Raw genomic sequence first — 25328 nt, forward strand, 5'->3', positions numbered from 1 at the left:
GGGGGTCCCAAAAAAATCAGAGAAGCAACGATTCTCGTTTTGGGACCCCCTTCCATCCCTGACCAACCAAACACCTAAGCCAAAATAAAAGCACCGGAACTGAACAATGAACTTTACTGAAGCCTCCCTGTTCTGGGGATTTCTGCTGGTCTACGGCGTGGTCATGTACGTACTGTCGCCCAAGAGCAAGAACGCCAATTCGTTCTATAAAGGCGCGGATGATCACGGCAACCCGGTGGGTCAGTGGTCACTCACCGCCAGCATTTTTATCAGCTGGATCTTCGCCAAATCCGTCACCAACGCCGCCAACCTGGGCGCAGCCTACGGTGTTGTCGGTGGCCTGGCCTATGCCAGTTACTGGTTGTCGATCCCCGTGGCCGGTTATGTGATTTACCTGATCCGCACCCAGACCGGGGCCCGCAGCCTTCAGGATTTCCTCACGTCCCGCTTTGGGCGGCTGGCCAGCCTGGCGTTTGCGGCAGCGATCCTGATTCGGTTGTACAACGAAGTGTGGAGTAACACCGCCGTGGTGGGGGGCTACTTCGGGCTGCCGGGAGAATGGGAATATTACGCGGCGGCGATGCTGTTCACGGTGTTTACGCTGGCCTACAGTCTCAAGGGCGGGTTGCGGTCGTCGATTTTTACCGATGTGATTCAGGCATTTGTGTTTGTGTTCTTTGTCGGAGCGGTGTTGTTTTTGATCATTCCCGCGAACGAGACCAGCGCTCTGCTAAGCAATGGCGAGTTCCGGCTGGATGCTGGGTTCGATTTGCTACTGGTCGCCCTGCTGCAGCTGTTCAGCTACCCGTTCCACGATCCGGTGTTGACCGACCGGGGCTTTGTGAACAAGGAAAAAACCATGCTCAAAAGCTTCGTAGTGGCTGGTTTGCTGGGGTTTGTCGCGGTATTTATTTTCAGCCTGGTGGGCGTGCATGCCCGCCTGAATGGCATCGAAGCCATGGGTAACGCACCGGCCGCCGTGGGGCAATCGCTGGGTCTGGCGGCGCTGTTCTTTATGAGTGTGGTAATGATGACCTCGGCGGGGTCCACGCTGGATTCGACGTTTTCCTCGCTGGCGAAATCCCTGGCGGTGGATCTGCCGCGGCTGGCGCGGCGCGCCAGCGACAAACTGCCAAGTATGCGGGTCGGTGCGGTGGTGATGATTGTGTTTGCGCTGCTGGGCAACCTGCCGATGTTCGCCGGTACCGATATCCTCAAGGCCACCACCATTTCCGGCACCATGGTGATGGGGTTGGCACCGGTGTTTTTGTTTTATGGTTTCACCCGCTGGTCGCCCTGGAGTTTTCATCTGAGTTTCTGGACCGGCCTCGGCCTTGGGCTGCTGCTGGCCGTGGGGCTGATACCTGCGAGCTGGGCCATCGGCGACGGGGCCTATGCCATGCTGCTGGGGGTCAATGCCTACGGCTTCTTGATCTGCACGGCGGGATTTTTCCTGCCGCTGCTGATGCGACGGCTGGCCGGGCGCACGCTGGCGGCGGGGGAGGTCTGATGTGGCCGCAATGAGCGAGGGCCGCAGTTGCCCCCTGGCGTACCGGTACGATCCCGCATCGCTTTGCCAAGACGCCATGCAGGTATCCGACGATGTGCTTTACATCATCGGCGGCCTTTACGGTAACCCTTACGCCCTCGATGAAATAGAGCAGATGGCGCTGGCAGAAGAGCGCCAGGGCCATCGGGTGCGGTTGATGTTCAATGGCGATTTTAACTGGTTTAACGCCAGCGACGCGCTGTTTCGGGACATCAACAACCGCGTGCTGGATCACACCGTCAGCCTGGGCAATGTTGATTTCGAGTTGGCCCGTCCGAGTGCCGGTGCAGGGTGCGGTTGTGCTTACCCCGAGTTCGTCGACCAGAGTGTGGTAGAGCGCTCCAACCACATCATGGCGCGGCTACAGGGGATCGCCGAAGGGCACCCGGATATTCAGAAGCGCCTGTCCCTTTTGCCCCGGCATCGTTGCGTGTTATTTGGAGGCCTAAAGGTTTTGGTGCTGCACGGCGACCCTGAGTCCCTCGCGGGCTGGGGGTTGGCTCATGAATCGTTTGCCGCAGGCAATGAAAAAACAGTGGCCGAGTGGTTCCGGGCGACCGGTGCGGATCTGATCGCCTCGACTCATACCTGCCTCCCGGCCTTGTGGTCTGGCCGGGTTGACGATCGATCGTGCGTGGCCGTCAACAATGGGTCGGCCGGTATGGGGAATCTGCGCTCCGACCCCCGTGGGCTGGTCACTCGCCTGGGATTTTCCAGCCCCCTGGCTGAGCCGGTGGCGGGCATGGAGCAGCGTGGACTTCATGTGTCATTAATGCCGGTGGCCTACGATCTGAACGCGTGGCTGCCGGAGTTTGACCACCTGTGGCCTGCAGGCTCTGCGGCGTCTGCCTCTTACCGCAGGCGCCTACAGACAGGGACCACGCTGAGCCCTGAGCGCATCGGGTTTCCGTCCTTTTCTTAATCAATTTGTCACTGGCAGACGCTTTAATTCGCGCTATTCTAAAGAGGTGGGCTGGTTGGACGTGAGTCTGGCGGTATCAGCTCAACTTGAAATATATTTTGTGGTCTATATAATTTAACGCTAACTTTTTGACGCGAAACCATCACGCTATGACATCGGAAGGATCAAATACCACCGCCATCACCCTTCGTACACCGGTCAAGGATGATGGCTACAGGCTCCACCAGCTGGTTGCGGAATGCCCGCCGCTGGACCCCAACTCGATTTACTGCAACCTGTTGCAGTGCAGCCACTTTGCCGACACCGGCGTGGCCGCGGAGAAGGAAGGCGATCTGGTCGGCTTTATCTCCGGATACATCCCTCCCCAACAGCCCGAAACCGTGTTTGTGTGGCAAGTGGCCGTGCACGAGAAAGGTCGTGGACAGGGCCTGGCCAAGCGGATGCTGAAAGAGATCGTGGCCCGGGAGGCCTGCAGCAACGTGACGCACCTGGAGACCACCATCACCGAGGACAACGAGGCGTCCTGGGCGCTGTTCCGGTCGTTCGCGCGTGATCTGGGGGCTGAGCTCACTTACCACGAGCATTTTGAGAAAGAGACCCACTTCGGCGGCCATCACGACCCCGAGTTTCTGCTGCGTATCGGGCCTTTCACCAAGCCAGTCTGAGCGCCTGTTACTGACGCAGGCATTACTGACCGCATCCGGACAAGCCGGCAGGCCACTGAGGTGGGCCTGCCATTAAAGGCTGCCCCACAGTTACCTCGAACCTGACATGCTAAGAGGCAAGATAATGGAACTTTTCAAGTCGATTGAATCTGAAGTACGCGTTTATTCCCGTGCCTTTCCGGTGATTTTTAACCGCGCCAAAAACGCGCATCTGTACACCGAAGATGGTAAAGAGTATCTGGACTTCCTGGCCGGTGCCGGTTCCCTGAACTACGGCCACAACAACGATATCCTTAAGAAAGCATTGTTGGAATACATCGAGGCGGACGGCGTCAGCCAGGGCCTGGACATGTTTACCACCGCCAAGCACGACTTCATCGAGTCCTACAAGAAATACATTCTGGACCCGCGCGGTCTGGATTATAAAATGCAGTTTACTGGCCCCACCGGCACCAATTGCGTGGAAGCGGCGCTCAAGCTGGCGCGCAAGGTCAAGGGTCGGAATGGCATCATCTCTTTCACCAACGGTTTCCATGGCGTCACCATGGGCGCGGTTGCCGCGACCGGTAACAAGCATCACCGGGGTGGTGTGGGCACGCCGCTGGGCAACGTCGATTTCATGTTTTACGACGGCTATCTGGGCGACGACGTCGACAGCCTGGCGATCATGGACAAGCTATTGAGTGACGGCTCGTCCGGTTTCGAGCTGCCGGCGGCGGTGATCGTTGAAGCTGTCCAGGGCGAAGGCGGCCTGAACGCCTGTCGTGCAGAGTGGCTCAAGGGGCTGTCTGAGCTCTGTAAGAAACACGACATTCTGCTGATCGTGGACGACATCCAGGCCGGTAACGGCCGCACTGGCGAGTTCTTCAGCTTTGAGTTCGCCGGCATCAAGCCGGACATTGTGACGGTGTCCAAGTCCCTCAGCGGCTACGGTCTGCCGATGGCGTTGGTGCTGTTCAAGCCGGAACTGGATATTTGGGGTCCGGGTGAGCATAACGGTACCTTCCGTGGCAACAATATGGCGTTTATCACGTCTCGCGCCGCCGTGGACACCTATTGGAAAGACGACGCGTTTGCCAACGAAGTGAAGGCCAAGACCAAGGTTCTGGGCGATGCCCTGCAGGCGATTTGCGACAAGTACTCAGGTGAGTTCAAAATGAAGGGACGTGGTTTGATGCGTGGTATTGAAGCCACACATGCGGACATCACGGGCCCGATTACCCAGCGCGCTTTCGAGCATGGTCTGATCATCGAAACCAGTGGCCCCAATGACGAAGTCATCAAGTGTCTGATGCCGCTGACCACCAGTGAGGACGACCTGAAAAAAGGTGCCGCGCTGCTGGCCAAAAGTGTGGATGAAATTATGCAGGAAGGGATCAGCGAGGCGTCATAAAGACGCCACCCTTATCCGGACATTCATTCTGCAAGATAGCGAAGACAACATTATGACGACCCAATTACACACGGTAGAGAAAATCGGCGGCACGTCGATGAGCAATTACGAGGCCGTTCGCGACAACATCATTATCGGTGGCCGCAGCAAGGAAGACCTGTACCAGCGCATTTTCGTGGTGTCCGCCTATGGTGGCGTAACCAACGAATTGCTGGAGCACAAAAAAACCGGTGAACCGGGCGTATACGCCCTGTTTGCCGATGCGGAATCCGACTGGGCCTGGGGCGACGATCTCACCAAACTGGTGAAATTTCTCACCGACATCAACGGTGAGCTGTTCCATGACCCGATGCTGAAACAGCAGGCGGACCAGTTCATCACCGATCGCATTGAGGGTGTGCGGGGCTGTCTGATTGACCTGCAGCGCCTGTGTTCCTACGGCCAGTTCCAGCTTGAGGAGCACCTGCTCACCGTGCGGGAAATGCTGGCCGGTATTGGTGAAGCCCACAGCGCCTTCAATACCGCGCTGAAGCTTCAACAGGAAGGCATTAATGCCCGTTTCGTGGATCTCACGGGCTGGCGTGATAATGAATTGCTGCCTCTGGATGAGAAGCTGAAGCAGGCCTTTGATGCGGTTGATCTGACCCGGGAACTGCCCATCGTGACGGGCTACGCGCAGTGCCAGGAAGGTCTGATGCGAACGTTTGATCGCGGCTACAGCGAGATGACCTTCAGCCGGGTGGCGGTGATCACCGAAGCGCGCGAAGCCGTTATCCACAAGGAATACCACCTCAGCTCCGCCGATCCCAATCTCGTGGGTGCTGACAAGGTCGTGCCGCTGGGCCGCACCAACTATGACGTGGCGGATCAGTTAGCCAACCTGGGGATGGAAGCGATACACCCTCGTGCAGGCAAAGGGATGCGTCAGAATGAGATCCCGCTGCGGGTGATGAACACCTTCGAGCCGGAACACACGGGCACGCTGATTACTGGTGATTACGTCAGTGAGAAGCCCCAGGTCGAAATTATTGCTGGCACCAAAGGCGTGTTTGCCATCGAAGTGTTCGATCAGGACATGCAGGGTGAGCCAGGTTCCGATCGTAAGATTCTCGACGTGCTGACGCGCTTCAAGGTGCGGTTCATGGCCAAGGACACCAACGCCAACACCATCACCCACTACGTGGATACCACGCTGAAGCATGTGAAGCGTGTGGTGAAAGCCTTGCAGGAAGTGTTTCCCCACGGTGAAATCAACACCCGCAAGGTGGCACTGGTATCGGCCATCGGCAGTGACATGAAAGTACCGGGCATTCTGGCCCGTTCGGTGAAAGCCCTGGCGGATGCAGAAATCAGCGTGCTGGCCATTCATCAGTGCATGCGCCAGGTCGATATCCAGTTTGTCGTGGACGAGGACAATTACGAGAAAGCTATTGTCGCCCTGCACGGTTCATTGATTGAGCCGCACAACCACGAGTACGCCATTGTTGCGGCGTAATCGGCGAACCGCTCAGTGCGTGAGGAAAAACCAGGTACCCACTGCAATCTGGCAGGCCAACACCACGAGCGTCAGCCCCATTCTCAGGCGCAGATACCAGTTTGGCCAGTAGGCTCTCATCCAGCGCGCATCGACCAGGTAAAGCGCGAGATAAGCCGTGGTGTACAGCAGGATCTGCCAGCCTGTGGTCAGCAATAAACCAAGCCCCGCAGTGAGAAAGAAAACCTGGCTGAGCACCATGGTGACCAAGGGTGACAACGGGTAGCACCGATTCCCCAATTGCATGGCAATAGGCCAGTAAACCCCCGCCATAAATGCCAGAATGCCGGCACTGTAAAGATAGAACCAGCCAGCGACCATGTCACTGTGGGCGGGCATGGAGAACAAGCAGGAAACGGCGGCCAGAAACGGGATCAGCCCCAGAATACCAACCAGAACAGCGAGCCTGGCAACAGCGATCACGATCCTCGCCCCTGCACCCGGCTTCTCATGGCTTTGGGGGTGTGGACACTGCTGTTAATACGCTGATTTAAAGACATTCTCACCGTGGTGCTCCGGAGGTGAAGTGGTACCGGAAGGTTTACGACCACCGGAAGCAATAGGATCAATTTGCCAGTTTGCGACAGACCTCGTGCTGAGGGCAGCCCACGAGATGATCGTTCACCATCCCGGTTGCCTGCATGAACGCGTAGACAATGGTCGGGCCGACAAAGTTGAATCCGGCTTTTTTCAGTGCCCGTGACATGGCTTCCGCCTCGGGTGTGGTCACCGGCACGTCAGCAAAGGCTCGCCAGCGGTTCTGGGTGGGCTTTCCCTCCACAAACGACCACAGGAATTCGGTGAAATCCACGCCCTGGTCCTTGAGTTCGAGAAAACTGCGGGCATTGCGGATAATGGAGTGAACTTTCAGGCGGTTGCGGACGATGCCGGGGTTGGCGAGCAGTTGCTCCACGGTCTGGTCGTCATAGCGGGCAATGCGCTGTGGATCAAAATGATCGTAGGCCTGCCGGTAACTGTCCTGTTTGCGCAGTATGGTGAGCCAGCTCAGTCCGGCTTGCTGGCCGTCCAGGCAGAGTTTTTCGAACAGTGCGAGCTCGTCGTATTCCGGACGGCCCCATACGGTATCGTGATAATGAACGTACAGGGGGTCGGTTCCGCACCATGGGCAGCGTTGATTGTCGTCCATCAGGGTTGCAGTCGCTGAATGTGCCAGCCATCGCCTGCCCTGACGTATTCAAAGCAATCATGGAGACGGCTGGGGCGGCCCTGCCAGAACTCAATCCGTTGGGGCACCACCCGATAGCCACCCCAAAAATCAGGCAGCGGTATCTCACCATCGGCGAACTTGCGCTTCATGTCAGCCACTTTCTGCTCGAGTACCCCGCGAGAGGTAATGACCCTGCTCTGTTCCGACACCCAGGCACCAATCTGGCTGCCTCGCGGGCGTGACGTGAAATAACGCAAGGATTCGGCTTTGCTGACCCGGGACACACTGCCCTGAATCCGCACCTGGCGATTCAGGCCGATCCATGGAAACAGCAGTGCGGCTTGTGGGTTCTGCGCCATCTCCCTGGCTTTGCGGCTGCCATAGTTGGTGTAGAACACAAAGCCCTGATCGTCGAAGTATTTAAGCAGCACCGTGCGTATGTCGGGCATGGCATCGCGATCAGCGGTTGCCAGAGACATGGCATTGGGTTCGAGAATGCCCGCTGCCCGGGCTTCTTCGAACCAGCGATGAAACTGCTGTACCGGGTTGTCGTCCAGGGCGCTGCGGTCGAGGCCTTCGCTCTCGAAATCGCGCCGCATGTCACTGATATCCATCGGGCGGGTCCTGTCGTTATGGGTGCATCTTCAGTTATATTGAAGGCATCACCAAGATACGGTGGTCTATTCTTTCAGGATTGGCGAGTGATGGAAACCGACGGTAATCAATCAGGGAGCACGACCGTGACCAGAACAAAAGCGGGCAAGCCGGTGTATCGAAGAATCTGGTTCTGGTTGATGGTGCTGGTAGTGGTCTATGCCCTGGCGGGATTTCTGTTGTTGCCCTGGTGGCTGGAACGCATGCTGCCGCAACAACTGGAACAGCGCATGGGCTGGCAGGCTCAGGTCGAGGACATTCGTGCCAATCCGTTCCTGCTGAGTGTCGACGCCCGGGCGCTGAGCGCGGATGACCCCAGTGGCGAGAAAGTGCTTGAGTTTGACCGGTTGTACGTCAACATCGGTTTCTGGAAGCTGTTCACTGGCGTGGTCGGGCTCCAGTCAGTCGAGCTGGAAGAGCCTTATATTCGGCTTGATCTGCTGGAAAATGGCGGCGTCAACCTAATCAAAGACTGGCAGCAAGCGAACCCGCAATCCTCCGGAGATGACGGCGAGCCACTGCAACTGCATTTCGGGCAAGTCTCGGTGGGCGGCGGAGAACTGCTGTTCCGCGATTACACCCAGGAAGAGCCGGCTGAATTCCGGATTACCCCGCTGGATATGAGTATCAGCGATATGGCCACCTGGCAGCGGGAGAAAGGTGGCCGGTACCACCTGCAGGCGGCACTGGGAGACCAGACTCTGGATTGGGAGGGTGAGCTAAGCATCAACCCATTGTATTCCAATGGCCGGCTGAGTCTGGCAGACGTCGACCATGAAACCCTCCGGCACTTCCTCGCGCCCTACCTGCCCTACGATCTGAGAGAAGGCAAGGCAACCGCGACGACCGATTATGAGCTTCGAAAGGCCGACCAGTTCTACCTGAACACCGAGAATGGCACCCTGGACCTGGAAAATCCGGCACTGGCACTGAACCCTGGCCGTGAAGACACCGCCATGAGCGCCGACCGGCTGTCGGTTGATCAGATTCGTTTTGAGTGGCCCCGGAAAGCCCTGGAGCTGGGCGTTATCAAGGCCGACGGCCTGGACCTGGCAATGGCACGCAATAGCGGCGGTGACATCGACTTAGTGGAAGCGTGGCAGTCCGACATCCAGAAAGACGACGCTAACGAGGATGGATTCCAGTGGTCGGTGGCTGGGCTGGAACTGGAGAAGGGTCGGTTACGGTGGCGGGACGACGTGCCCACGGATGCTGCCGAGATCACCGTGGAAGACGTGTCGTTTGCCCTCGGCACCGTCACCCATGAACTGGACGAACCTTCCCATTACCGTCTGCAGGGAGCATTGCCTGAGGGCGGCTCGCTGACGCTGGAAGGGCAGGCAACCCTGGCCCCGTTTACGCTGGAAGCCGCCGTGAGTGGCTCTGCAATTGACCTGGTTGCGTTCGAGCCGTATGTGCGTGAAGTGGCTGACCTGAAGGTTCGTAAAGGGATGCTCTCGCTGGATGGCAATCTGGACCTGGACGGCCAGCAAGACCCGCTGACCGGTACTTTTAGCGGCACCGGCGAACTGTCGCAGCTGGATCTGACCTTGCCCGATTCCGATGAACCCTTGCTCTCCTGGCAGACGCTGCGGGTAGCGCCGGTGGAGTACAACGTGAACCCCGCGCGGCTGGAGATTGGCACGGTGATCTTGAGTGCGCCAACGATGAACGTCGTGCGCGGCGGTGATGGCCTGCACAATCTGGAGCGCATTTTCCGTAACGGCGAGGCATCCTCCGGTTCCGAAGAGGCCAGCGGCTCGGACGGCGACGAGGGCCAGGGTTTGATTTTCCGCATCGAGCAGTTGCAGGTGGAAGACGGCGATCTGTCCTACACCGATCGCACGTTGGAGCCGGTGTTTTCCACCGTCATTGAGGCGCTTAAGGGGTCGGTGACCGGGGCAAGTAATATTTCACCGCAAGAAGGGCGGGTATCGCTTCGGGGGCAACTTGAAAAAGCGTCGAAACTGACGCTTGAAGGCACACTGGGAACTCTGGGTACGGATGAGGTCAGCCGCCTGACCCTGAAGGTGGAGGATGCCTCGCTGGTGAAGCTGTCACCCTATTTTGGTCGGTACCTTGGCTATGCCGTGGAAGACGGAGAACTCACTCTGGAAATGAATTATGAGCTGGCCGGCAGCCGCCTGAATGCCGCCAACCTGATTGTGATGGATCAATTGGGTCTGGGTGAGTCTGTGGAGAGCGAAGAGGCGGTGGACGCCCCCATCAAGCTTGGGCTCGCGCTGCTGCGCGACAGCGACGGTGTCATTGAAATCGACCTCCCCGTCAGCGGTGACATGAACGACCCTGATTTCAATATGAGCAAACTGGTGATGCGAGGCTTCGTGAACCTGGTCAGCCGAGCGGCTACCTCACCGTTCAGCGTCCTGGGGTCGGTGGCGGAACTGGCGGGGCTGTCTGACGAAGAGCTCCGTGAGATCAACTTTGTGGCCGGGGAGGTGCAGCTGGCCGAAGGCGAAATGCCCAAACTGGAAGCACTGGCCGATGCCCTCAAAAAACGGCCCGCGCTGGCGTTGGCCATCCGTGGCGCGGCTTCCCCGGAAGTCGATAGCGTACCAGAGGCGTCACTGGCGGGTCTGGCTGCCGCGCGCGGGGAGTGGTTACAGAGGCAATTGATAGAGAAGTACGGTGTGGACAGTGAGCAGATATCGCTGGAAGAGCCCGAGGGTGATGCCAGGCCTGATAAGGAGGGGGTTGTCGCCGCACAATTTGAGCTGGACGCCCGATAGCAACGCTATGGCAAGACCGCTATGGCAGGTAGGGAAAGCCGGTGAGGAATCCGGGTGGCAACTGCAGGCCCCATTTTTCCACCAGCATCCGGTAGGTGCCATCGCTCATCAGAGGTTGGAACAGCCGGATCATGTCGCTGGCATCCACCGGCCCGCCCTTACGGGTGATGATGGCGAGCCGATACACCTGATCGGGCTGGTCTGATAGCAGAAACGTGTTCCAGTCCTCTGGGTGGCGTTCCAGATGCTGCTGAAGATAGGAACGGCTGACCATGGCGACATCCGCAACCGACGGCCGGTCGGCCTTGATCAGATCGATGTTGCGCTGGTGGCTATCGGAGAATTCAATATTGAAGCGTTTTTCCAGCTCGGCGTTGTTCGTTTCGAAATCCGCGAAGCCATAATGATACCCCGAGATGGCGACAATTCGCCGCTGGCTGAGGTCGTCGAAAAAGCTCAGGTCGCGATCTGGCTTTCTGAGGGCCACAAACAGTTCTTCATCGGTCAGTATCGGTATGGTGGCCTCATGGGCGAGAGTCTCCCAGCCCCAATCCGGGCTTTCGAAGAAGATCACGTCGTACAGGCCGGCGCGGAAATCCAGGTAGCGCCGTTTGGGGGACGTGTGAATGACCTCAAAGCTCACCTCCGGGTGGGCCTCGTCAAGGTGCGTTAAGGTGTCTGCCAGCAGCCCTTCGACCTTGTTGTTATCGCTGAAGCCTGCGATGGGCGGGAAATTGTAGACGCCCACCCGGATGTCCAGATCTGTTCCCGCTGCGGATGCCGCTAGCGCTTTGGTAGCAAAGACGACAACCAGGGCGATAAGCTTCAGCCTTTTGATCAACGACAAGGGTGGCTCCCTGGTAGGTGAAAGATTGAGTGTTTATTCAGATTAACACTATGGGATTCCGGTCAGATAGGGCCAGATTATAAACTTGTGCAAAACGGAGCTTCTTGATGTGAATCGTCCCCTGAGCCATTTTTTTGCTTACGTATCCCGGCTGCGCTGGATCAAGCGCTGGGGCCTGATGCGTAATGCTATCGAAGAAAACGTGGCGACCCACTCCTGGGAAGTGGCCACCCTGGCCCATGCGCTCGCGCTGATCCGTAACCGGCATTTCGGCGGCTCCGTGAACGCCGACCGCATCGCCGCAGCGGCGTTGTACCACGACGCCACGGAAGTGATCACCGGCGATCTCCCCACGCCGGTCAAATACCACTCGCAGGTCATGCGAGAAGCGTTCGGCGATATTGAACACAAGGCTGAAGCGGAGCTGTTGGCGCTGTTGCCGCCGGATCTAAGGGACGACTTCGCGCCCTACGTGCGGGAGTCGCAGTTGTCGCGGGAAGAAAGGGAACTGATCAAGGCCGCGGATCGGCTGTCGGCGCTGCTCAAGTGTCAGGCCGAAATTCGCACCGGGAACACGGAATTTGAACCAGCCGCCGAGCAGATTGCCCGCCGGCTGGATCAGGATGGATTGCCCGAGGTGGCCTACTTCATGGAAGTATTTGCGCCGGGCTATCAGCAGCCTTTGGACAATCTTCTGGGCTAATGGCGTCTGTTCAGACGCCGCCGGACGATGCCACCATGCCGCTTCGCAGTCCGTCACGCTGTGCTGAGTGGCGAACCATGTCCTCCGGGCTGCCCGCCAACTCGCGGAACATACCCATGGAGCCGAGCAGCGCCGAGGATTCGTAGGGCACGAACACCCGCTCGCCGTCTTTGGCCATGTTCGGCAACACCTTGATGTAGCTCTGGCCCAGCAGGTAACCGATAACGGTCTGTTTGTTTTCCTCGGATTCGCCCATGGCGCTCAGCACCAGGCGAATCGATTCCTGCTCACCCTGGGCGCGCAGGATAGCCGATTCCTTGTCACCCTGGGCGTTGAGGATGGCGGACTCACGCTGGCCCTGGGCCATGGCGATGGCAGCGGATTTTTCACCCTCTGCTTCGGTGACCGTGGCCCGGCGCTTACGCTCTGCAGCCATCTGCAGGCGCATGGCCTCTTCCACTTCCTCCGGCATGCTGATGTCCTGAACCTCAACGCGGGTCAGTTTGACCCCCCACTTGGAGGCAGCTTCTTCCATTTCCGCCTGAATCGCGTTGTTCACTTCGCCACGGGATTCGAACAGCTTGTCCAGTTCCATCTTGCCGACCACCGAACGCAGGGTGGTCTTCGCCAGTACTTCCACGGCCTGGCTCATATTGGCCACCTCGTACACGGCACGGCGGGGGTCGATGATCTGGTAGTAGAGCGCGCCATTGATGTTCACGGTGACGTTGTCGGTGGTCACCACCGGCTGGCCGGGAAAGTCCATGACGGTCTCGCGGCGGTCGATGCGGGTTTCAAAGCTGCTGCTGGGGTGGTATTCGTCGCCGATGCGCATATAGCGGGTCATGGTGATGGCGCGGGGGCGCTCAATGAACGGAATGATGATATTCACGCCGCTTTCCAGAACCCGGTTAAAAGAGCCCAATCGTTCAATCACCATCACTTCGGACTGGCGCACGATGACCAGGCCCTTGGCGATGATGGAAATGCCGATAACAACCAGAACGAGACTGATAACCAGGCCCGGTGAGAAAAGTGCTTCCATACTGAATTACTCCGTGGGTTTGACGCTGTGAACGACGGCGGTGGTGCCGTCGAATCGTTCGAAAATGACGTCCGTGCCTGCTGGCAACTCGGTTGCCGTGCTGTCACTGGTACGAATGCGGTAGAAGTCGCCGTTGACCTTGATGCCGAGCGCACCGTCGAAGTCGCGCCGCTCGCACACATAGCGGCGGCCCTGCTCCACGCCGGTGCCCGTGGTGCCATAGGCCACGCCCTTGGGCGAATATCGTGGGCGAATCCAGCGAATGGCGACCGGAACCAGAATGCCCGAGAACACCCCCATACCCACCAGTTGCCATTCAAACGGCAGACCCAGGAACGCCAGCGTTGCTGTCAGTGCCGCCGCAATTCCCAGTGCCAGCAGCACCAGTACGCCGGACGTCAGCTCCGCGAGCCCCAGGACCAGGGCGAGTATCAGCCAGAAATGCGTAAGACTCCATTCCATACAAGCAGTGCTCATTGATCGGTGATTTGGAAAGTCGAGGCGATTGTAGCACGCCTTTTGGATTGGCCTGAGTGCCCGGTGTGACGTACCTCTGATGCCATGGTGAGAAAACCGACAGCTGCTAGAGTATTTGTTCTAAACAACACCCAACAAAAGACCGAAAAGAGGCAGTGGCCATGAAAGATTTGAAAAACAAGGTTGCGGTTGTAACCGGCGCGGGCTCCGGTATTGGCCGTTCTCTGGCAAAATCCCTGGCAGGCCGTGGTTGCCGCCTGGCGCTGTCTGACGTCAACGAAGCGGGTCTGGCGGAAACCGTCACTGAGCTCAAGGGTGCCGAGGTAAAAACCTACAAGCTGGACGTGTCTGACCGTGATGCCATTTATGCCCACGCCGAACAGGTTGCCAAGGACTTTGGTCAGGTTAACCTGGTGATCAACAACGCCGGTGTGGCGTTGTCTGCCTCGGTTCGCGAGATGACCGACGATGACTTCAAATGGGTGATGGACATCGATTTCTGGGGCGTGGCCCACGGCACACGCGCCTTCCTGCCACACCTGATTGCTTCCGGCGACGGCCACGTGGTGAACATTTCCAGTGTGTTTGGCCTGATCGGCGTGCCCAAGCAGAGCGCTTACAACGCTGCCAAGTTCGCGGTGCGTGGCTTTACTGAGTCCCTACGCCAGGAAATGAAACTGGAAAACCAGCGGGTCGCCGTCAGCTGCGTCCACCCCGGCGGTATTCGCACCAACATTGCCAATGCCGCGCGCATGGGCAAATCGGAGAACGCCGCCGCGCAACGCCAGGGCTTTGACAAACTGGCGATGACCACGCCGGATAAGGCCGCGGACATCATCATCAAAGGCATCCTCAAGAACGAGTCACGGATTTTGGTGGGCCCGGATGCCTGGGGTATCGATGCCGTCAACCGCCTACTGGGCTCCGCCTACCAGCCATTGGTCGAGCGCTTCTCCCGGAAAAACCTGTACGTCTGAGAGCCCGCAACGGTTACTGCAGGGTCCGGCGATTGCCTTTCTGGTATTGCGGCGCAATGTGCGCGTTGATCTCTTCCTTGAAACGGGCAATCAGTTCGCTGTTGTCGTGATCCCAGGGGTGGAAGCCCGGCTTGAAGTACTCCAGCCAGGTGGGAATCAGGCTGGAGAACACACCGTTCTTGCCCCACATGCGCCACAGCCCCTTGGCGGAACCTTTCAGTGAGAAATTACCACGGTCATTCAGCATCATCCGCGTGGTGAAATAGCTCGCAACCACGCCCAGTGCGGCCGTGCTGAAGGCCAGATAGAATGCCCGCTCAGCGTAGGTGCCCCCGACTTCCTGGAACACGTCGTAAGTGACTGCTTTGTGTTCGGTTTCCTCAATGGCGTGCCACATCCACAGCGGGCGCATGCTCTCGTGCATGTCTTCGCGCACGTCGCTGCGCTCCAGCAGCATGTCGGCCATCATCGCGGTCAGGTGCTCCAGGCCGCAGGTAATGGCCAGCTGATGGCGCTTGGGCAGCTTTCTGGACAGGTCGAGGATAATCTCCAGCTGCTGTTCGAGGTCTTGCACCGGCATGCCGCGGTCACGCACATGCTGGTTCATGGCGTCATGCTCCAGTGAGTGCATGGCTTCCTGGCCGATAAAACCACGCACATCCGCTTTCAACTTGGGGTCGGTCACCTGGTCGCGGTAGTAGCGTACGGCGTCCACGAAGAACTGCTCACCCTGCGGGAACAGCACGGAAAGCGCGTTCATGGTGTGGCTCAACAGGTGGTTATTGTCGAGCCAGTACTGGGGTACCTGTTCACCGAATTCAAAGCCCATACGCTGGGGCTTGATGGAGACGTTGTCTGGAGTGTTGGAGGCCGGAACCCGGGACTCGGCAGTTTTTGTTCTCAGCATGGCTCTACTCCTCGCGATCAAACGCTTTGGCTGATGTCATGCCTCCAGTGTGTGTGAGTCAACAACGACTTAGAATGCGTGAACGGGACGGCCATCGTTCACCTTGGGCCAACGGCTTTTTTCCGGACCCCCGGAACGGCGGTTTCATTGACTATGCTGACGGCGTCACAGGTGCTGCCTGCCCCAATGTTGTGGCCGACCGCTTCTGTTAGCATCAGATGAACGTTCCTACTATCTCCACAAGGACAAGCTATGGCCAACACCAGCCCGGATAAAGAGCGGCAAATGCTCGGGTTTTTCCTGGTGCCCGGCGTGTACATGCGAGTGCTGGCGGAAACGGTGCGGCAGCTTGGCCACAACGACCGTGCCTTGTATGACGGCCTGAACTTCACCGCCCAGGACCTCAAAACGAACGATAGCCGTGTTTTTGTGACCGACGCGATACTGATGGCCCAGCGTGCTTTGAACCTGGCGGGTAAGGATGGCCTGAGTTTCATGCTGGCGCGGGAACTGAGGCTGACCATCCACGGCACCCTGGGCTTTGCTGCGCTGACCAGTCCGACCTTTGCCGGCGCGCTGGATTCGGTGCGCCGCTACCTGCAGCTGCGCGCCCCGTTTCTGAGCATGAGCCAGTCCGATGCGGGCGATAACGTGCTGGTTCAGTTGCGCACCGAATTCGACGCCCCCGGGCTGTACCCGTTTCTGGCGGAAACCGTGAGCGCGACCTTGATTCTGCTCACTGAGCAGTTGCTGGATCGGGACGACGCCGAGAAACGCGGCTTTGCCCTCACCGATGGCAAATTGCCCGGCGTGGCGGTGCACCTGAGCAAACCCGAACCGGACTATTACGCCCGGTTTGCGAACCAGTTGCCGGTGCGCTTCGAGTATGGCCAACCGGAGGAAATGATGGTGTTTCCAAAGGACCTGCTGAACGTGCGCATGCGCCTGGCGGATGCCGATGCGTCTCGTATGGCTCGCGATCAGTGCGAGTTCGAGCTGCAAAAGGCGCTGAAGGAACAGGGGGACATCACCCTGGCGATCCGCAACATGCTGCGGATGACGCCGGGCCCGTTGCCGTCGCAGGAGGACATGGCGAAGCGCTTCTGCGTGTCATCGCGAACGCTGAAACGGCGGCTGGCGGACAAAGAGACCTCCTACCGGGAAATTGTCGAGCTGGTGCTCAAGGACCGTGCCATCCAGCTGTTGCGGTACACGAGCCAGTCGGTCAGCGAGATTGCTTATGAGTTGGGCTATGCTGACTTGTCCAACTTCAGCCGGGCTTTCCGCAAGTGGACCGGGAAGTCGGCCAGCGAGTTTCGCGAGGGAGGGCCTGATCCTGCGCCGGAGCTGGGGCCCTGAGGCCTGCTGGCTGGGAGAGGGCCGTCCAGGTTCCGTAGGTCGGGTTAGCAAAGCGTAACCCGACAACAATCCGACAACCCAAATCACCCAATTATCCAGGAAACACAATGTCACCCGAAAAAGACACCCACAGCAAGCTCTTTGGCTATCTCCTTTGGATCTTCGGCTTCCTGGGCGCTCACCGGTTCTACTACGGCAAGCCAATCACTGGCACCATCTGGTTTTTTACCCTGGGGCTGCTGTTTATCGGCTGGATCATCGATTTCTTCCTGATTCCGGCCATGGACCGGGAAGCGGACCTGCGCTTTCGGGGTGGTGAGGTCAGCTACAACATCGGCTGGCTGTTGCTCACCTTTACCGGCGTGTTTGGCCTGCATCGGATGTACATGGGTAAATGGATCACCGGCATTCTCTATCTGCTGACCGGCGGATTGTTCCTGCTAGGGGTGTTGTACGATTTCTGGACACTGAACGGCCAGATCTCAGAGCGCAACCGGGAAGTGAAGTTTGGCTGAGCCCCGTTTGGCCGCTTCAGGCTGCGGTGGTTTCCCGTAGGATGGCCGGTATTTCCAGCAGGATCTGGTCGCCGTCCAATAGTACCGGGTAGGTTTTGATTTTGACGGTTTCGTCTTCCAGGCACTGGCCGGTGCGCAGGCTGAAGTGTTGTTTGTACAACGGGGACGCCACCACCGGTTCGCCCTTGATGTCGCCGGTAATGCCCCGTGCAAGTACGTTCGAGCCGCTGAAAGGGTCGGTGTGGCTGACCGCAAACAACGCCGGCAGCCGGTGGGGCAAATAAAACACCGCCACCGGCCCATCTTTGGTCCAGACCGCAATACCGGATTCCGGCACCAGGTCTTCGACCTTACAAACGCAGTCCCAAGTAGTACGAGTTTTCATAATCAGTTCTCCAGAATCTTCTTTCGATATTTCTGCGCGCTCATCCCCTCAACCAGCAGGCTAAGAAACAGTCTCAGACTCCAAAACCGGCCGTCGCTGATCCCTCTCCGTTGTCCACTGCTGCACCGGGTCTTTCTGCTCCGGCGCGTTCACAAACTCACGGAAGCGCTTACGTTTTTCCGGATCTTCCACCGCGGTTTTCCATTCGCATTGGTAAGTGCCCACCAGATCCGCCATATGCTCTTCCAGCTCGGCAGCCAGGCCCAGGCTGTCCTCCAGAACCACCTGTTTGAGGTAATCCAGGCCGCCTTCCAGGTTCTCCAGCCACACACTCGTGCGCTGCAGACGATCCGCCGTGCGCACATAGAACATCACCACCCGGTCGATGGTGCGAATCAGCTCCTCATCGGACAGGTCGGTGGCGAACAGATCACCGTGGCGCGGGCGCATGCCGCCGTTGCCGCAGACGTAAAGGTTCCAGCCGTTCTCGGTGGCGATCACGCCGAAGTCCTTGCTCTGGGCTTCCGCGCATTCTCGGGTGCAGCCCGAGACCGCCATTTTCACCTTGTGGGGCGCGCGCAGGCCCTTGTAACGGTCTTCCAGAGTGATCGCCATGCCTACGCTGTCCTGCACGCCGTAGCGGCACCAGGTGTTGCCCACGCAGGATTTCACCGTGCGCAGGGATTTGCCGTAGGCGTGGCCGGTTTCGAAGCCGGCGGCGATGAGTTTTTCCCAGATCTCTGGCAGCTGGCTCAGGGTGGCCCCGAACAGGTCCACGCGCTGGCCGCCGGTGATCTTGGTGTACAGGTTGTACTCCTTCGACACTTCGCCCAGTACGATGAGCTTGTCAGGGGTGATTTCACCGCCGGGGATGCGCGGCACAATGGAGTAGGTGCCGTTCTTCTGCATGTTGGCCATGAAGGTGTCGTTGGTGTCCTGCAGGGGCACGTGGTCGGTGGCCAGAATGTGCTCGTTCCAGCAGGTGGCGAGGATGGATGCCACCGTAGGCTTGCAGATATCGCAGCCGTGGCCCTTGCCATGGTCGCGGATCAGCGTGCGGAAGGTGCGGATGCCGTTGACCTTGACGATGTTGAACAGGTCCTGACGGCTGTAAGGGAAGTGTTCGCACAGGTCCTTGCTGACTTCCACGCCGCGCTTTTCCAGTTCGCTGTCCACCACGTTCTTGAGCAGTGCGGCACAGCCGCCGCAGCCAGTGCTGGCTTTGGTTTCACCTTTGACACCGGCGAGGTCACCGCAGCCGGCATCGATCGCGCCGCAGATATCGCCCTTGGTGACGTTGTGGCAGGAACAGATGGAGGCGGTTTCCGGCAGTGCATCCGGGCCCAGGGTCGGGGCACCGCCTTGGCTTTCCGGCAGGATCAGGGTTTCCGGATTGTCCGGCAGGGTGATGCCGTTGAGAGCGTATTGCAGCAGGGTGTCGTAGTGGCTGTTGTCGCCCACCAGAATGGCACCGAGCAGGGTTTTGCCGTCTTCGCTGATCACCATGCGGCGGTAGTGGCCGGCCTGTTCATCGTTGAACCGGATGTTGCGGGCACCCGGTGCCTGGCCATGGGCATCCCCGATGGACCCAACGTCTACGCCCAGCAGTTTGAGCTTGGTGCTCATGTCGGCCCCGATAAAGGCGGCCTCCTGGTCGCCATTGAGAGCGGCAGCCAGGGTGCGGGCCATGGTGTAACCGGGGGCGACCAGGCCGAAGATCTTCTGTTCCCACAGGGCGCACTCGCCGATGGCGTGGATGTGCGGGTCGGAGGTGGTGCACTGGTTGTTGATCACGATGCCGCCGCGCTCGCCAATCTCCAGGCCGCTGGCGCGGGCCAGGGCGTCCTGGGGGCGGATGCCGGCGGAGAACACAATCAGATCGGTTTCCAGGTGGCTGTCATCACTGAAGTTCATTCGCAGGCGTGCGTTCTTGCCCTCGACGATCTCGGTGGTGGCTTTTTCGGTGTGTACCTGCACGCCCAACTCTTCAATCTTGTTCTTGAGCAGCGCGCCGCCGTCGGTATCCAGTTGCACGGGCATCAGGCGCGGGGCAAATTCCACCACTTGGGCTTCCAGCCCCAGGCTCTTGAGGGCATTGGCCGCTTCCAGGCCCAGCAGCCCACCGCCCACCACCACGCCGGTTTTAACGCCCTGTGCACTGGCTCGAATGCCGTCCAGATCTTCCAGCGTGCGGTACACCCGGCAGTGCGGGTGCTCATTGCCTTTGATTGGCGGCACGAAGGGGTAGGAACCGGTCGCCAGCACCAGTTCGTCGTAAGCGTAGTTACCCAGCGGTGTGGTGACGGTTTTGCGGTCGCGATCAATGCCAACCACCTGTTCGTCCAGGCGTAGGTCGATGTGATTTTGTGAATACCAGTCCGCGGTGCCCATGGCCAGATCAGCGTGGGTGGAACCGCCAAAATATTCGGACAGGTGGACGCGATCATAAGCCAGCAGCTTTTCCTCTCCGAACACCTTGATGTCGAAGTGTTCGGCCGCCGGGGTGGCGGTCAGCTGTTCCAGAAAATGGTGGCCAACCATGCCGTTGCCAATCACGATCAGGTTCTGTTTTTTCATGGTAGTTTCTCTCTTTTTCACTGACGGCATCACGCGGCGTCGCAATAGGGTTTGCCAAAGGCCAGTTGGGCCCGGTAGGCGCTGATGTCATCGGCCTGACGAATGCGTTCGCTGTACCAGAGGCCATCGGTGGTTTCGCCGAACAGTACGGCACCGGTCAGGCGTTGATCACGCACCAGAAGACGGCAGTAGTGTTGGCTTTCATGGTCCTGCCAGATCACCGATTCGGTCTCGCTGTCGGGCTGGGTCTGGCCACAGGAAAAAATGGGGATGCCGCTGATTTTCAGGCGCGTGGGAATCTCCGACGGCTGGTAAGCCGCAGTGCTGGCGGCATCGCACAGCACCTGAGCAAGCACCTCCGCCTGCTGGTAACCCGGTTCCACCAGACCGAAAGTGTGCTCAAGAACCTGGCAGCACTCACCCAGCGCGTAAATGGCCGGATCGCTGGTGGCCAGCTGCGGGTTCACCTGGATCGCCCGATCACAGTCCAGACCGGCGTCGCGGGCCAGCTGGATGTTAGGAGCAATGCCGGCAGCGACGACCACCAGGTCGGTACTGATCAGGGTTTCGTCATCAAGCTGCACGGCGCGGACGGTGTGGTTGCCCAGCAGCGCGACCGGCGATGTGCGGGTAAGGAGCGCCAGGCCCCGGTCGTTAAGTGCGCTTTCCAGCAGCGCACCACCAGTGGCGTCCAGTTGACGGTTCAGCAGGTGGCTGCTGCGATGCAGCACCGTGACCGACATGCCCCGGCTGCGCAGGCCTTCTGCCGCTTCCAGGCCGAGAAAACCGCCACCAATAACCACGGCGCGGCGATGGCGCTGGCTGATGTCGATCAGTTTTTGGGTGTCCTGCAGGTCCCGGAATCCGACCACGCCGTCCAACCCCTCGCCCTGAATGCCGAGGCTGGCGGACCGCGAGCCGGTGGCGATCACCAGGCGCGAGTATTCCTGTATCAGACCGCTGGCGGTGGTCACGTGCTTTGCCTCGCGGTTGATGGTGGTCACGGGATCGCCCTGATGCACCTCAATGTTGTGCTGTTGATACCAGCCCGGTTGTCGCAATTGCAGGCTGGACTCGCTGGCATCTCCGGCAAGCAACACCGACAGTTGAATGCGGTTGTAGGCCGGGCTGGCTTCGCCATTGAGGACGACGATCCGACTGAACGGCTGGTGAGGCTGTGCAACCAACTTTTCCAGCAGCCGTTGCGCCACCATGCCGTGGCCACAGATAACGAGGGTGTGTGGTGCCCCGGTGGTCATGATCGCCGTCCCCCTTAACAATGATCTGATGGTCCGGCCGATCCGTGGCCGGGACATTCTTCCCTGTTCTGGTATCTGCTAACTCCGTGCCAGTTTCAAGAGGCTATTGTAAACAGCGAGTTAGGTGATCTCCTCCGCAACCTGCGCTTCCGTTGTGCGCCCGGACGGGGCAGAGCGCACCGGGACGGTGCCGGATGGCTGAGTCTGTTCGTTTCCGGGCGTATCGCCCTCGGATTCGTCCTGAGAGGGGCGTTGCTTGTTTGGAAAACTCTGTTTTTCATAGAGGAATGACAACACCGCCTGACGGTAATGCACGTATTCCGGGTTGTCCGCCAGGGCAACCCGGTTGCGGGGCCTGGGCAGGTCTATATAAAGCTCCTCCCCCACCTTAGCGGCGGGCCCGTTGGTCATCATCACGATGCGGTCGGACAGCAGCACGGCTTCGTCCACATCGTGGGTAATCATGATGACGGTGCTGTTCAGATCCTGCTGGATCTCCATCAGAGAATCCTGAAGGTGCGCCCGTGTCAGCGCATCCAGCGCTCCGAACGGCTCGTCCATCAGCAGCACGCTGGGTTTCATCGCCAATGCCCGGGCAATACCCACCCGTTGCGCCATACCGCCGGAAATCTCTCCGGGGCGTTTGTCCAGGGCGTGGTCCATGTTCACCAGCTTCAGGTTATGCAGTATCCAGTCGCGCCGTTCGGCCTTGCTCATGGTTTTGCGGAACACCTGTTGCACCGCCAACTCGACGTTTTCATAAACCGTCAGCCACGGCATCAGGGAATGGTTCTGAAACACCACGGCCCGTTCTGGCCCCGGTGTGTTCACCTCATGACCATCCAGCACGCAGCCACCACGAGTGGCCTGCAACAAGCCGGCGACGATATTCAGTACCGTGGATTTACCACAGCCGGAGTGCCCGATGAGGGACACGAATTCGCCTTTGCGGATTTTCAGGTCGACGTTTTCCAGTGCGATAAATGGCCCCGTGGGTGTATCAAAGGCCATTTGGACATTGGTCAATTCAAGATGTGGTTTGGTCATAGCTAACTCCTTAAATGCCCTTACTCATTCCAGGCAACCTTCTTCTGAACCAGCAACATGATCCGGTCCAGCAGAAAGCCGATAAAGCCGATGGCCAGCACCGCCACCATGATCCGGCTCAGGGACTGGCTGCTGCCGTTCTGGAACTCGTCCCAGACAAACTTGCCCAGCCCCGGACTCTGGGCCAACATTTCGGCGGCAATCAGCACCATCCACGCGATGCCGAGCGATACCCGCAGCCCGGTAAAAATCATCGGTACCGACGAAGGCAGCACCACCTTGCGAACGTGCGTCCAGAAAGAAAGCTGCAGTACTTTTGAGACATTGAGCAGGTCCGGATTCACCGCCGATACACCGACACTGGTGTTGATCAGCGTTGGCCAGAGGCTGCACAGGGTCACCGTGATCATCGACGTCAGGAAGGACTTGGCAAACATCGGATCGTCACTGACGTAAGTGGCAGAGACCACCATGGTCACCAGCGGCAACCAGGCCAGGGGCGATACCGGCTTGAAAATCTGGATCAGTGGATTCACCGCGGCCGAAAAATGGCGGTTCAGACCAATGAGGATGCCCAGAGGCACCGCGATGACCGTTGCCAGCACGAACCCCGCCAACACGGTGCCGAGGCTGGTGAAGATCTGGTCGAAGAAAGTGGGCGCGCCGGGGTAATCCCGAATTTTCACCTCCGCCTCCGGATTCTCCGACAGGATGCGCTCGTTGCGCTCCTCCTGCATGGTGACAAACTGCGCCGCACGGTCACGCTGATTGCTGTGTTCCTGCCAGAGCTGGCCGGACTGCTCCATTACATCCGCCGGCCCCGGGAAGGCTCCCAGCGACGTCTGCACCTGGGGCGCGGCCAGATGCCAGAAGCCGACGAACAGCAGGATGCCGATGGCCGGCAGCAACAACTGGCGACTGGCTTCGGCCAGGTTACGGGCCGACAGTTTTTCAGTCAGCGCCTGAAGCCAGCGCTGGCTTTGTGATAATGAGTCGGTCTGGCTGAGCGTTGTCATGTGATGTCTCCTGACACTCGATGCTTAAGGGGTTTGCGAGCCTTTCAGGCCAATGTCGAAGCTGTCGATGTAGGCGTTTGGCTGCCGGGGTGTGAAGTCCACGCCGTCAATCAGCTCGCCTTGATGCGGGCGGGTAAAGTTCTCCGCGTCCAGATCCGGAAAGTCCTCCGCCTTCAGCGTGCCGTCTTCGATCAGCGTGCGCGCGGCCTCGTTGTAGATGTCGGCGCGGTAAACTTTGGCGGCGGTCTCCATATACCAGTCGTCAGATTTCGGTTCCGGAATCTGCCCCCAGCGGCGCATCTGGCTCAGATACCAGATGGCATCGGAGGGGTACGGGTAGGTGGCGAAATGGCGGAAGAATACGTTGAAATCCGGTACGTCCCTTACGTCGCCTTTTTCATATTCGAAGGTGCCGGTCATGGAGTTGGCGATCACATCTTCGTCCGCACCCACGTAGCTTGAGCGGGCCAGGATTTTCACGGCTTGCTCACGGTTGGCGTTGTCGTTCTCGTCCAGCCAATGGGCGGCGCGGATCAGTGCGCGCAGCAGTCGGAGGTGGGTGTTGGGGTATTTCTCGGCCCAGGCTTCGGTAACGCCGAAGACTTTCTCCGGGTTGTTGGGCCAGATCTCATAATCGGTGATGACCGGTACGCCGATGCCTTTGAAGACCGCTTGCTGGTTCCAGGGCTCACCAACGCAATAGCCCTGAATGGTGCCGGCTTCCATCGTGGCCGGCATTTGCGGTGGCGGGGTGACCGACAGGTGTACGTCGGCGTCAATGTTGCCACTGGTATCGCCGCGCTGCGGGGCATAGAACCCGGGATTCAGGCCACCGGCCGCGAGCCAGTAACGCAGCTCGTAGTTGTGGGTGGACACCGGGAACACCATACCCATGCGAAAGCGTTCGCCGTCGTCACGGTATTGCTCGATAACCGGTTTCAGTGCCGCGGCACTGATGGGGTGTGCCGGGTTGCCTTCACTGTTGTCTTCAATGTGCGGGCGCATCTCTTCCCAGACATCGTTGGAAACGGTAATACCATTGCCGTTCAGGTCCATACTGAATGCGGTAATAATGTCGGCCTGGGTGCCATAACCGATGGACGCCCCCAATGGCTGGCCTGCGAGCATGTGAGCGCCGTCAAGGGTGCCGGTGATGACGCCATCCAGTAGCACTTTCCAGTTGGCCTGCGACTCCAGCTCCACAAACAGCCCTTCGTCCATAAAGAAACCCTGCTCCCAGGCAATGGCCAGAGGTGCCATATCGGTCAGTTTTATAAAGCCAAGCTTCAAATCCGGCTTTTCCGCCGGGCCTATGTCGGCCTGGGCATGGCCTGAACTGGCGAGTATCAAAGCGGCAGCTGCCAGCATTCTGAATTTCATGGGTATCTCCTGATGTTGTCTCAGCCCAAAAAAAAGCGCCTGCTCCCCGGGAACGGGAAACAGGCGCCTGTGCCTGGGATGATGCATTGTGATCAATCTTGAACGAATGGATGCGACTTGATTAGATTAAGCAGGCCCTGTGCCAGTTTCTTATCTCCATGAATTCATTGATTAATTAAAGTATCGGAACAAGTATTGA

At 58.8% G+C, this 25328-nt stretch carries 23 protein-coding genes; 10 read left to right on the plus strand and 13 right to left on the minus strand.

Annotated elements, in window-relative coordinates:
- Nucleotides 1–106: 106 nt before the first annotated feature.
- From WD429_RS07655 to WD429_RS07675, 5 genes are all read left to right on the plus strand, one after another.
- Nucleotides 107–1510 carry a sodium:solute symporter gene (locus tag WD429_RS07655; RefSeq protein ID WP_368421586.1) on the plus strand — a complete coding sequence of 468 codons (1404 nt, stop codon included), beginning with the start codon at nt 107–109 and terminating at the stop codon, nt 1508–1510.
- A gap of 10 nt (nt 1511–1520) precedes the next feature.
- Nucleotides 1521–2471 carry a hypothetical protein gene (locus WD429_RS07660; RefSeq protein WP_368421613.1) on the plus strand — a complete coding sequence of 317 codons (951 nt, stop codon included), beginning with the start codon at nt 1521–1523 and terminating at the stop codon, nt 2469–2471.
- A gap of 149 nt (nt 2472–2620) precedes the next feature.
- The gene (ectA, locus tag WD429_RS07665; RefSeq protein WP_368421587.1) at nt 2621–3136 is read left to right on the plus strand and encodes a diaminobutyrate acetyltransferase; all 516 of its coding nucleotides are present in this window, start codon (nt 2621–2623) and stop codon (nt 3134–3136) included.
- 124 nt (nt 3137–3260) lie between these two features.
- Nucleotides 3261–4529 carry a diaminobutyrate--2-oxoglutarate transaminase gene (gene ectB / locus WD429_RS07670; RefSeq protein WP_368421588.1) on the plus strand — a complete coding sequence of 423 codons (1269 nt, stop codon included), beginning with the start codon at nt 3261–3263 and terminating at the stop codon, nt 4527–4529.
- A gap of 52 nt (nt 4530–4581) precedes the next feature.
- Nucleotides 4582–6024, plus strand: coding sequence for an aspartate kinase (locus WD429_RS07675; RefSeq protein WP_368421589.1), 1443 nt, complete (start codon nt 4582–4584; stop codon nt 6022–6024).
- A gap of 12 nt (nt 6025–6036) precedes the next feature.
- On the opposite strand, the gene WD429_RS07680 is transcribed toward WD429_RS07675, so the two are convergent.
- The 3 genes from WD429_RS07680 to pdxH form a co-directional block, all read right to left on the minus strand.
- On the minus strand, nt 6037–6486 hold the full coding sequence (locus WD429_RS07680) for a DUF3429 domain-containing protein (RefSeq protein ID WP_368421590.1): 450 nt from the start codon (nt 6484–6486) through the stop codon (nt 6037–6039).
- Between the two features lie 142 nt (nt 6487–6628).
- Nucleotides 6629–7210, minus strand: a complete 582-nt coding sequence (locus tag WD429_RS07685) for a DNA-3-methyladenine glycosylase I (RefSeq protein ID WP_368421591.1) — start codon at nt 7208–7210, stop codon at nt 6629–6631.
- Nucleotides 7210–7845, minus strand: a complete 636-nt coding sequence (gene pdxH, locus WD429_RS07690) for a pyridoxamine 5'-phosphate oxidase (RefSeq protein ID WP_368421592.1) — start codon at nt 7843–7845, stop codon at nt 7210–7212. The genes WD429_RS07685 and pdxH overlap by 1 nt, the downstream gene beginning before the upstream one ends.
- A 126-nt stretch (nt 7846–7971) precedes the next feature.
- Here pdxH and WD429_RS07695 point away from each other — a divergent pair, with 126 nt between their 5' ends.
- The gene (locus WD429_RS07695; protein ID WP_368421593.1) at nt 7972–10635 is read left to right on the plus strand and encodes a DUF748 domain-containing protein; all 2664 of its coding nucleotides are present in this window, start codon (nt 7972–7974) and stop codon (nt 10633–10635) included.
- A gap of 19 nt (nt 10636–10654) precedes the next feature.
- Here WD429_RS07695 and WD429_RS07700 read toward each other — a convergent pair whose 3' ends face one another.
- Nucleotides 10655–11482 (minus strand): substrate-binding periplasmic protein, encoded by an 828-nt coding sequence (locus WD429_RS07700; protein WP_368421594.1) that lies wholly within the window; start codon nt 11480–11482, stop codon nt 10655–10657.
- A gap of 109 nt (nt 11483–11591) precedes the next feature.
- Here WD429_RS07700 and yfbR point away from each other — a divergent pair, with 109 nt between their 5' ends.
- Entirely contained in the window at nt 11592–12185 is a 594-nt protein-coding gene (gene yfbR, locus WD429_RS07705; RefSeq protein ID WP_368421595.1) for a 5'-deoxynucleotidase, read from the plus strand.
- Between the two features lie 10 nt (nt 12186–12195).
- Here yfbR and WD429_RS07710 read toward each other — a convergent pair whose 3' ends face one another.
- Together WD429_RS07710 and WD429_RS07715 are read right to left on the minus strand one after the other, a co-directional pair.
- Nucleotides 12196–13230: an SPFH domain-containing protein gene (locus WD429_RS07710; protein WP_368421596.1), complete on the minus strand. Its 1035-nt coding sequence runs from the start codon at nt 13228–13230 to the stop codon at nt 12196–12198.
- A gap of 6 nt (nt 13231–13236) precedes the next feature.
- Nucleotides 13237–13692: an NfeD family protein gene (locus tag WD429_RS07715; protein WP_368421597.1), complete on the minus strand. Its 456-nt coding sequence runs from the start codon at nt 13690–13692 to the stop codon at nt 13237–13239.
- A 176-nt stretch (nt 13693–13868) separates the two neighbouring features.
- Between WD429_RS07715 and WD429_RS07720 the strand changes: the two genes are divergently transcribed.
- Nucleotides 13869–14684, plus strand: a complete 816-nt coding sequence (locus WD429_RS07720) for an SDR family NAD(P)-dependent oxidoreductase (protein ID WP_368421598.1) — start codon at nt 13869–13871, stop codon at nt 14682–14684.
- 13 nt (nt 14685–14697) lie between these two features.
- Here the strand turns inward: WD429_RS07720 and WD429_RS07725 are convergent, their stop codons facing one another.
- Nucleotides 14698–15591 carry a metal-dependent hydrolase gene (locus WD429_RS07725; protein ID WP_368421599.1) on the minus strand — a complete coding sequence of 298 codons (894 nt, stop codon included), beginning with the start codon at nt 15589–15591 and terminating at the stop codon, nt 14698–14700.
- Between the two features lie 252 nt (nt 15592–15843).
- Between WD429_RS07725 and WD429_RS07730 the strand changes: the two genes are divergently transcribed.
- The gene (locus WD429_RS07730) at nt 15844–16950 is read left to right on the plus strand and encodes a helix-turn-helix domain-containing protein (RefSeq protein WP_368421600.1); all 1107 of its coding nucleotides are present in this window, start codon (nt 15844–15846) and stop codon (nt 16948–16950) included.
- A 107-nt stretch (nt 16951–17057) separates the two neighbouring features.
- On the plus strand, nt 17058–17465 hold the full coding sequence (locus tag WD429_RS07735; protein ID WP_368421601.1) for a TM2 domain-containing protein: 408 nt from the start codon (nt 17058–17060) through the stop codon (nt 17463–17465).
- Nucleotides 17466–17481: 16 nt separating this feature from the next.
- Here the strand turns inward: WD429_RS07735 and nirD are convergent, their stop codons facing one another.
- The 6 genes from nirD to WD429_RS07765 all read right to left on the minus strand — a co-directional run bounded on the left by nirD (nt 17482) and on the right by WD429_RS07765 (nt 25129).
- Entirely contained in the window at nt 17482–17850 is a 369-nt protein-coding gene (gene nirD, locus WD429_RS07740) for a nitrite reductase small subunit NirD (protein WP_368421602.1), read from the minus strand.
- A 60-nt stretch (nt 17851–17910) separates the two neighbouring features.
- Nucleotides 17911–20427, minus strand: a complete 2517-nt coding sequence (nirB, locus tag WD429_RS07745) for a nitrite reductase large subunit NirB (RefSeq protein ID WP_368421603.1) — start codon at nt 20425–20427, stop codon at nt 17911–17913.
- 29 nt (nt 20428–20456) lie between these two features.
- Nucleotides 20457–21686: an NAD(P)/FAD-dependent oxidoreductase gene (locus tag WD429_RS07750; RefSeq protein WP_368421604.1), complete on the minus strand. Its 1230-nt coding sequence runs from the start codon at nt 21684–21686 to the stop codon at nt 20457–20459.
- 120 nt (nt 21687–21806) lie between these two features.
- Nucleotides 21807–22733 carry an ABC transporter ATP-binding protein gene (locus tag WD429_RS07755; RefSeq protein ID WP_368421605.1) on the minus strand — a complete coding sequence of 309 codons (927 nt, stop codon included), beginning with the start codon at nt 22731–22733 and terminating at the stop codon, nt 21807–21809.
- Between the two features lie 20 nt (nt 22734–22753).
- Nucleotides 22754–23749: an ABC transporter permease gene (locus tag WD429_RS07760; RefSeq protein WP_368421606.1), complete on the minus strand. Its 996-nt coding sequence runs from the start codon at nt 23747–23749 to the stop codon at nt 22754–22756.
- 24 nt (nt 23750–23773) lie between these two features.
- A complete protein-coding gene (locus WD429_RS07765; RefSeq protein ID WP_368421607.1) occupies nt 23774–25129 on the minus strand; it encodes a CmpA/NrtA family ABC transporter substrate-binding protein in 1356 nt (451 codons plus the stop codon).
- Nucleotides 25130–25328: the final 199 nt, after the last annotated feature.

Source organism: Marinobacter sp. (assembly GCF_040904845.1).
GTDB lineage: Bacteria > Pseudomonadota > Gammaproteobacteria > Pseudomonadales > Oleiphilaceae > Marinobacter.

What these genes read in the sequence shown, in the direction of transcription:
- WD429_RS07655 (WP_368421586.1), top strand. Translation starts at nt 107, where the DNA reads ATGAACTTTACTGAAGCCTCCCTGTTCTGGGGATTTCTGCTGGTCTAC.
- WD429_RS07660 (WP_368421613.1), top strand. Translation starts at nt 1,521, where the DNA reads ATGAGCGAGGGCCGCAGTTGCCCCCTGGCGTACCGGTACGATCCCGCA.
- ectA (WP_368421587.1), top strand. Translation starts at nt 2,621, where the DNA reads ATGACATCGGAAGGATCAAATACCACCGCCATCACCCTTCGTACACCG.
- ectB (WP_368421588.1), top strand. Translation starts at nt 3,261, where the DNA reads ATGGAACTTTTCAAGTCGATTGAATCTGAAGTACGCGTTTATTCCCGT.
- WD429_RS07675 (WP_368421589.1), top strand. Translation starts at nt 4,582, where the DNA reads ATGACGACCCAATTACACACGGTAGAGAAAATCGGCGGCACGTCGATG.
- WD429_RS07685 (WP_368421591.1), bottom strand. Translation starts at nt 7,210, where the DNA reads ATGGACGACAATCAACGCTGCCCATGGTGCGGAACCGACCCCCTGTAC.
- pdxH (WP_368421592.1), bottom strand. Translation starts at nt 7,845, where the DNA reads ATGGATATCAGTGACATGCGGCGCGATTTCGAGAGCGAAGGCCTCGAC.
- WD429_RS07710 (WP_368421596.1), bottom strand. Translation starts at nt 13,230, where the DNA reads ATGGAAGCACTTTTCTCACCGGGCCTGGTTATCAGTCTCGTTCTGGTT.
- WD429_RS07715 (WP_368421597.1), bottom strand. Translation starts at nt 13,692, where the DNA reads ATGGAATGGAGTCTTACGCATTTCTGGCTGATACTCGCCCTGGTCCTG.
- WD429_RS07720 (WP_368421598.1), top strand. Translation starts at nt 13,869, where the DNA reads ATGAAAGATTTGAAAAACAAGGTTGCGGTTGTAACCGGCGCGGGCTCC.
- WD429_RS07725 (WP_368421599.1), bottom strand. Translation starts at nt 15,591, where the DNA reads ATGCTGAGAACAAAAACTGCCGAGTCCCGGGTTCCGGCCTCCAACACT.
- WD429_RS07730 (WP_368421600.1), top strand. Translation starts at nt 15,844, where the DNA reads ATGGCCAACACCAGCCCGGATAAAGAGCGGCAAATGCTCGGGTTTTTC.
- WD429_RS07735 (WP_368421601.1), top strand. Translation starts at nt 17,058, where the DNA reads ATGTCACCCGAAAAAGACACCCACAGCAAGCTCTTTGGCTATCTCCTT.
- nirD (WP_368421602.1), bottom strand. Translation starts at nt 17,850, where the DNA reads ATGAAAACTCGTACTACTTGGGACTGCGTTTGTAAGGTCGAAGACCTG.
- nirB (WP_368421603.1), bottom strand. Translation starts at nt 20,427, where the DNA reads ATGAAAAAACAGAACCTGATCGTGATTGGCAACGGCATGGTTGGCCAC.
- WD429_RS07750 (WP_368421604.1), bottom strand. Translation starts at nt 21,686, where the DNA reads ATGACCACCGGGGCACCACACACCCTCGTTATCTGTGGCCACGGCATG.
- WD429_RS07755 (WP_368421605.1), bottom strand. Translation starts at nt 22,733, where the DNA reads ATGACCAAACCACATCTTGAATTGACCAATGTCCAAATGGCCTTTGAT.
- WD429_RS07760 (WP_368421606.1), bottom strand. Translation starts at nt 23,749, where the DNA reads ATGACAACGCTCAGCCAGACCGACTCATTATCACAAAGCCAGCGCTGG.
- WD429_RS07765 (WP_368421607.1), bottom strand. Translation starts at nt 25,129, where the DNA reads ATGAAATTCAGAATGCTGGCAGCTGCCGCTTTGATACTCGCCAGTTCA.